Origin of the sequence: Mycobacterium gordonae (genome assembly GCF_001417955.2) — a bacterium.
Classification (GTDB): domain Bacteria; phylum Actinomycetota; class Actinomycetes; order Mycobacteriales; family Mycobacteriaceae; genus Mycobacterium; species Mycobacterium gordonae_B.
Genome location: NZ_LKTM01000102.1, coordinates 1 through 4,281 on the forward strand (window position 1 = coordinate 1; position 4,281 = coordinate 4,281).

At 63.7% G+C, this 4,281-nt stretch carries 4 protein-coding genes; 1 reads left to right on the top strand and 3 read right to left on the bottom strand.

All coding sequences use genetic code 11. From position 1 onward, the window contains the following. Positions 1-117 precede the first annotated feature (117 nt). A complete protein-coding gene (locus tag AO501_RS10720; protein ID WP_156297955.1) occupies positions 118-1,098 on the bottom strand; it encodes a threonine ammonia-lyase in 981 nt (326 codons plus the stop codon). Between the two features lie 87 nt (positions 1,099-1,185). Between AO501_RS10720 and AO501_RS37085 the strand changes: the two genes are divergently transcribed. Then, a complete protein-coding gene (locus AO501_RS37085) occupies positions 1,186-1,626 on the top strand; it encodes a hypothetical protein (protein ID WP_063892852.1) in 441 nt (146 codons plus the stop codon). Between the two features lie 32 nt (positions 1,627-1,658). Here AO501_RS37085 and istB read toward each other — a convergent pair whose 3' ends face one another. Next, the gene (gene istB, locus AO501_RS10730) at positions 1,659-2,453 is read right to left on the bottom strand and encodes an IS21-like element helper ATPase IstB (RefSeq protein ID WP_055577701.1); all 795 of its coding nucleotides are present in this window, start codon (positions 2,451-2,453) and stop codon (positions 1,659-1,661) included. Further along, positions 2,453-4,138 (bottom strand): IS21 family transposase, encoded by a 1,686-nt coding sequence (gene istA, locus AO501_RS10735; RefSeq protein WP_055577702.1) that lies wholly within the window; start codon positions 4,136-4,138, stop codon positions 2,453-2,455. Before istA ends, istB begins: the two co-directional genes overlap by 1 nt. Positions 4,139-4,281 lie beyond the last annotated feature (143 nt).

The window sequence follows — 4,281 nt, forward strand, 5'->3', positions numbered from 1 at the left end:
TGAGTCTGTCAAGTTTGATCGGGCCCGGGAGGACACGTTGGGTTGGCCCCATCTTGGCGTGCGTTGGGCAACGTGTGGAAGGTGTTTTTTCGAGCGACGATGACGAGCGTTGGTGCGCTACTTGGGAACCGTTGGTGCTCCGTCGATCCAGCGGTGGTAGGTGTCGAGGTCCACGTTGCTGCCGCACACGATGGTGGCGACGTGTCGGCCTGCGAACCGGTCGCGGTCTTCGATGATGGCGGCGATGCCGAGGGCGGCCGATGGTTCGACGATCAGGCCGGCGTGGTCGTGGAGCATTTTCATGCCAGCGATGATCGACGCCTCGTGTACCAGGGTGGCGTCGTCGGCGACGACGAGTAGGTCGTCGAGGACGGCTGGAATGGGATGTCGCCCGGCGACGCCGTCAGCGATGGTGTTGGTTGAGTCGGTGGTGATGACGCGGCGTTCGCGCCAGGAGTAGGTCATCGCGGGTGCGCCGTGCGGTTGGATGCAGATCACTTCGACTTCGGGTCTCATCGCCTTCATCACGTGGCCGACTCCGGTGGCGAGTGCCCCGCCTCCCAGAGCGATTAGGGCGGCATCGAAGTGGGTCGTGGCCTCGGCGAGTTCGAGGCCGATTGTCGCTGCGCCTTCGCAGGTTTCGATGTCCTGGCTGTCTTCGACCAGGCGAATACTGTGCTGGCGCGCGATGTCGGCTGCTTGCTCGCGCGCCATTTCGATGTCGCCGTCGACCAGCTCTAACGTGGCATCCAGGGCGCGGATGCGGGCGAGTTTGGCTGCTGGCGCAAACCGGGATGCCACCACGGTGACTTCGAGATCCCGGATTCGACCGGACCAGGCGAGGGCTTGGCCAAGGTTGCCCGCGCTGGCGCACACCAGGGCTCGCGAACCGTTTTCGGCTAGGAGGCTGGCGACCACCTCGGCGCCGCGGGCTTTGAAGCTTCGAACGGGGTTCGCCGTCTCGAGCTTGATACTCACTTTGCAGCCGAGGCTGCTCTCTAGGGCCTCGCATCGGTACAACGGCGTGTCGAGGAAAATCGGGTTGATCATGCCCCGAGCGGCCTGGACTCGTGCTGTGTCGAGGCGCGTTGATCCCACGACAACAGCGTATCGCCGCACCGTCAGAGACCAGCCCCGCTGGCATGGACCCGGGTACTGCTGAACCCAGGGTGGTTGAATCGGTTCGTGATCGTCGAGGATTGGTCAACGCTGGCGGGGCTGCATGAGATTCGGCGTGCTCGTAGTGGTCGGATCGATGGCTGGGCGGCGCCGGTGGCTTATGCGGTTGGGTTCCGGTGCGGGCACGAGTGGGTTTTCCCGTATGTGAACCGGCCGGGTGGGACTCATGGGTTGCCGGCGGTGATCTTGGCCGAGGTGGTGGGCTATTCCTGCGGGACGCACGAAATCCCAATCTCGGCAGCATATTTGGCTCGGGCGATTGTTGAACTGCAGCCCGCTGAGGCGGCGACCGATGTCGATCACCCCAATCTAGCTGCCTGGCGCTCCATCGCCGCCGCCGATCCGGGCGAGATAGCTGCGGTCTTCATTGGCTCCCTTGATGATCCGATCGCGGGCCCGGCAGATGCCGCGCTGCGCGCATTGATGGCCGCCACGGTCGCGGAGTGAGGATTGATCTCCGCTGCGGTGAGCCAGACCCCTCATTTCGCGGCGGTGTGTGCTGCTTTGGTGTGGGCCAGTCGGTAGGATTGGGTTCCGGTCTCGATGATGTTGCCGCCAAAGGTAAGTCGGTCCACGATGGCTGCGCATAGGCGTGGGTCGGTGAAGGTTTTGGTCCATCCTGAGAACGACTCGTTTGAGGCGATAGCAACCGAATTCTTTTCTTCGCGCTCGGTCAATACCTGAAACAACAGCTCCGCGCCGCGACGGTCTAGCTCCATGTAACCCAATTCGTCAACGCAGATGAGATCCACTCTGCCGTAACGGGCGATCGTTTTCGCCAGGACCTTCTCGTCGGCGGCTTCGACGAGTTCGTTGACCAACTTGGTCGCCAGGGTGTACTTCACCCGGAATCCAGCTTCAGCAGCCGCGGTGCCCAACGCGATCAGCAGGTGGCTTTTACCGGTGCCGGAGTCCCCGATCAAACACAAGGGTTGGCCGGCTCGTACCCAGGCGCTGGTGGCCAGAGTGTGGATAGTGGCCGGGTTGATGTTCGGGTTGGCCTCGAAATCGAAGTCTCCCAACCACTTCTCCCGAGGAAACCCTGCGGCTTTGACCCGGCGGACCGAGCGGCGTCGGGCCCGGTCATCACACTCGGCCAACAACAACTCCGCCAAGAATCCCTGATAGGTGAGTTGTTCTTTCTCCGCGGTGGCCACCATGTCGGCGAACAACCCCCGCACCGAGGGCAGCCGTAGTTGCCGACATGCTTGATCAACCGCAGCATCAGCGGCCTGGGCGCTCAATCCTCGACGTCGTCGCATCGGTGCGCCCATCAGCTGACCCCTCCGGTCACAGGCAGCGGGAGTTGCGCAGTTCTGGCGGCGCGGCGGATCAACAGCTCGTCGTAGCCGGCCAGCGAGGGCACTGCTCGGGTGTCAGGCGGCAGCCCGGCGATCACCGCAGCCGGGTCGGTGAGCCGCCGCTCGGTCAGACTGATCACCCGCCGCTGCTGCTCAACGGGGGACGTGTCCGCTAGGGCTGCATCGACTGTGGCGCCGCCGCCGTGGTGGTGGGCAGCAAGGCGAGCTTCCACGGCCACCACATCAGCATTGGTGGACCCGACGTTGAGAGCGGCGCTCAACCCGGCAATGACATCGGCGTGACGCATGTGCCGGTGCAATAGCAGCACGTCGATCAATGCCCGGGTGCCCGCAGCATCACCGTGCGCCTTGCGAGCAGCAGCCCAAAACGCCTCATGGGCGCTGGTGAAGGTGCCGGCCGCCCGCGCCTGCACCAAGGCGGTAGCCCCCGGCAAAGCGCCGGGTTTGATCTTCAACACCTCCAAGTAGTGATCCAATTCAAGGACTTGAGCTCCTTTACGGATCGAGCGCTCATGATGCGCGATCGGAGTGTTGCCATCGGAGACGAGCAGCTCGTTAGAACGCAGCCGGACCCGCACTCGTCGGCCGATGAACCGCGCTGGCACCGAATACTGGCTGCTACGCACCATGATTCGCCCATGCCGATCAACTCGGGGAGTCAGGGTCAGCCCCGGTTCGAACCGCTCGGCCGGCAGCGCCCGCAGCAGTGGCTGCTCGATAGCGAAGTCTTCACCCACGGTGCGCAGCCGGTGACCGATCCGGCGGTCGTCATCGTCGCGGTCCGCTTGAGCCAGCCGCTCGTTGAGCTGTGCCAGCGACGCCACCTTGGGGACCGGGACCAGGTGATTGCGCCGAAACCGTCCGCCCTCGCCTTCCACACCGCCCTTCTCATGCGCCCCGGCTAGCCCGGGGATGCAGTAGAACGCCTCGAAGCCCTGGTGTGATCTAAACAAGACCCAACGCTGGTTTTCGATCCGGTCGCGATCACCGAACAACACCCGACTCACCGCGGACTTCAAGTTGTCATACCGGATGTGGCCGGTCGGGATGCCGCCGAACTCGTCGAACGCCGCTAAATGGCCTTCCAGAAACGCCTCCTGGGACTGGGTCGCATACACCCGGTGCACAGCCTTGCCCGACATCGACAGCCGCATCGTGAACAGAAAGCATTTCGTGCGGCCCTCGGGCAAATCGACATACAGTTCAGCGAAATCGACCTCAGCCTCACACCCCGGCTCATGGGTCTGCGGCACGAACGCCTCAACCAGCTGATCGCCTGTCTCCGCAGCGATTTCGGGCCGCCGCTTGGCCACATAATCCCGCAACGTCGAATACGACACCAGGTCTGCGGCGTCATGCTCGTCGATCAACCGGGCCAAAATCCGCCGAGCAGTGTGCCGCTGCTTACGCGGGGCATCACGATCAGTCCGCAGCATGTCATCAATCGCCCCGACGAATGGGTCGATCTTGCGGGCCCGCCACCGCCGCGGCGCCGGTTGCGGTGGCTGCGCCGAGATCAACGCCTGCCGAATAGTTCGGCGATGCACCCGATGTCGTTTGGCCAGCGCCCGTACCGACAATCCATCCACCCGGGAATCCCGTCGGATCTGCTCGAACAATTCCACCCTGGACCCCACTCTGGCTCCTGTCGTCGTCCCCTTACGGCGACGATGAAGTGGGGCCACTCAAACCTGACACAACCTGCCCGGCGAGTCGCGGTGGAGCCACTCAAACCTGACATTCTGCGACCAAACGGGGCCAGCCAAACCTGTCACACTCA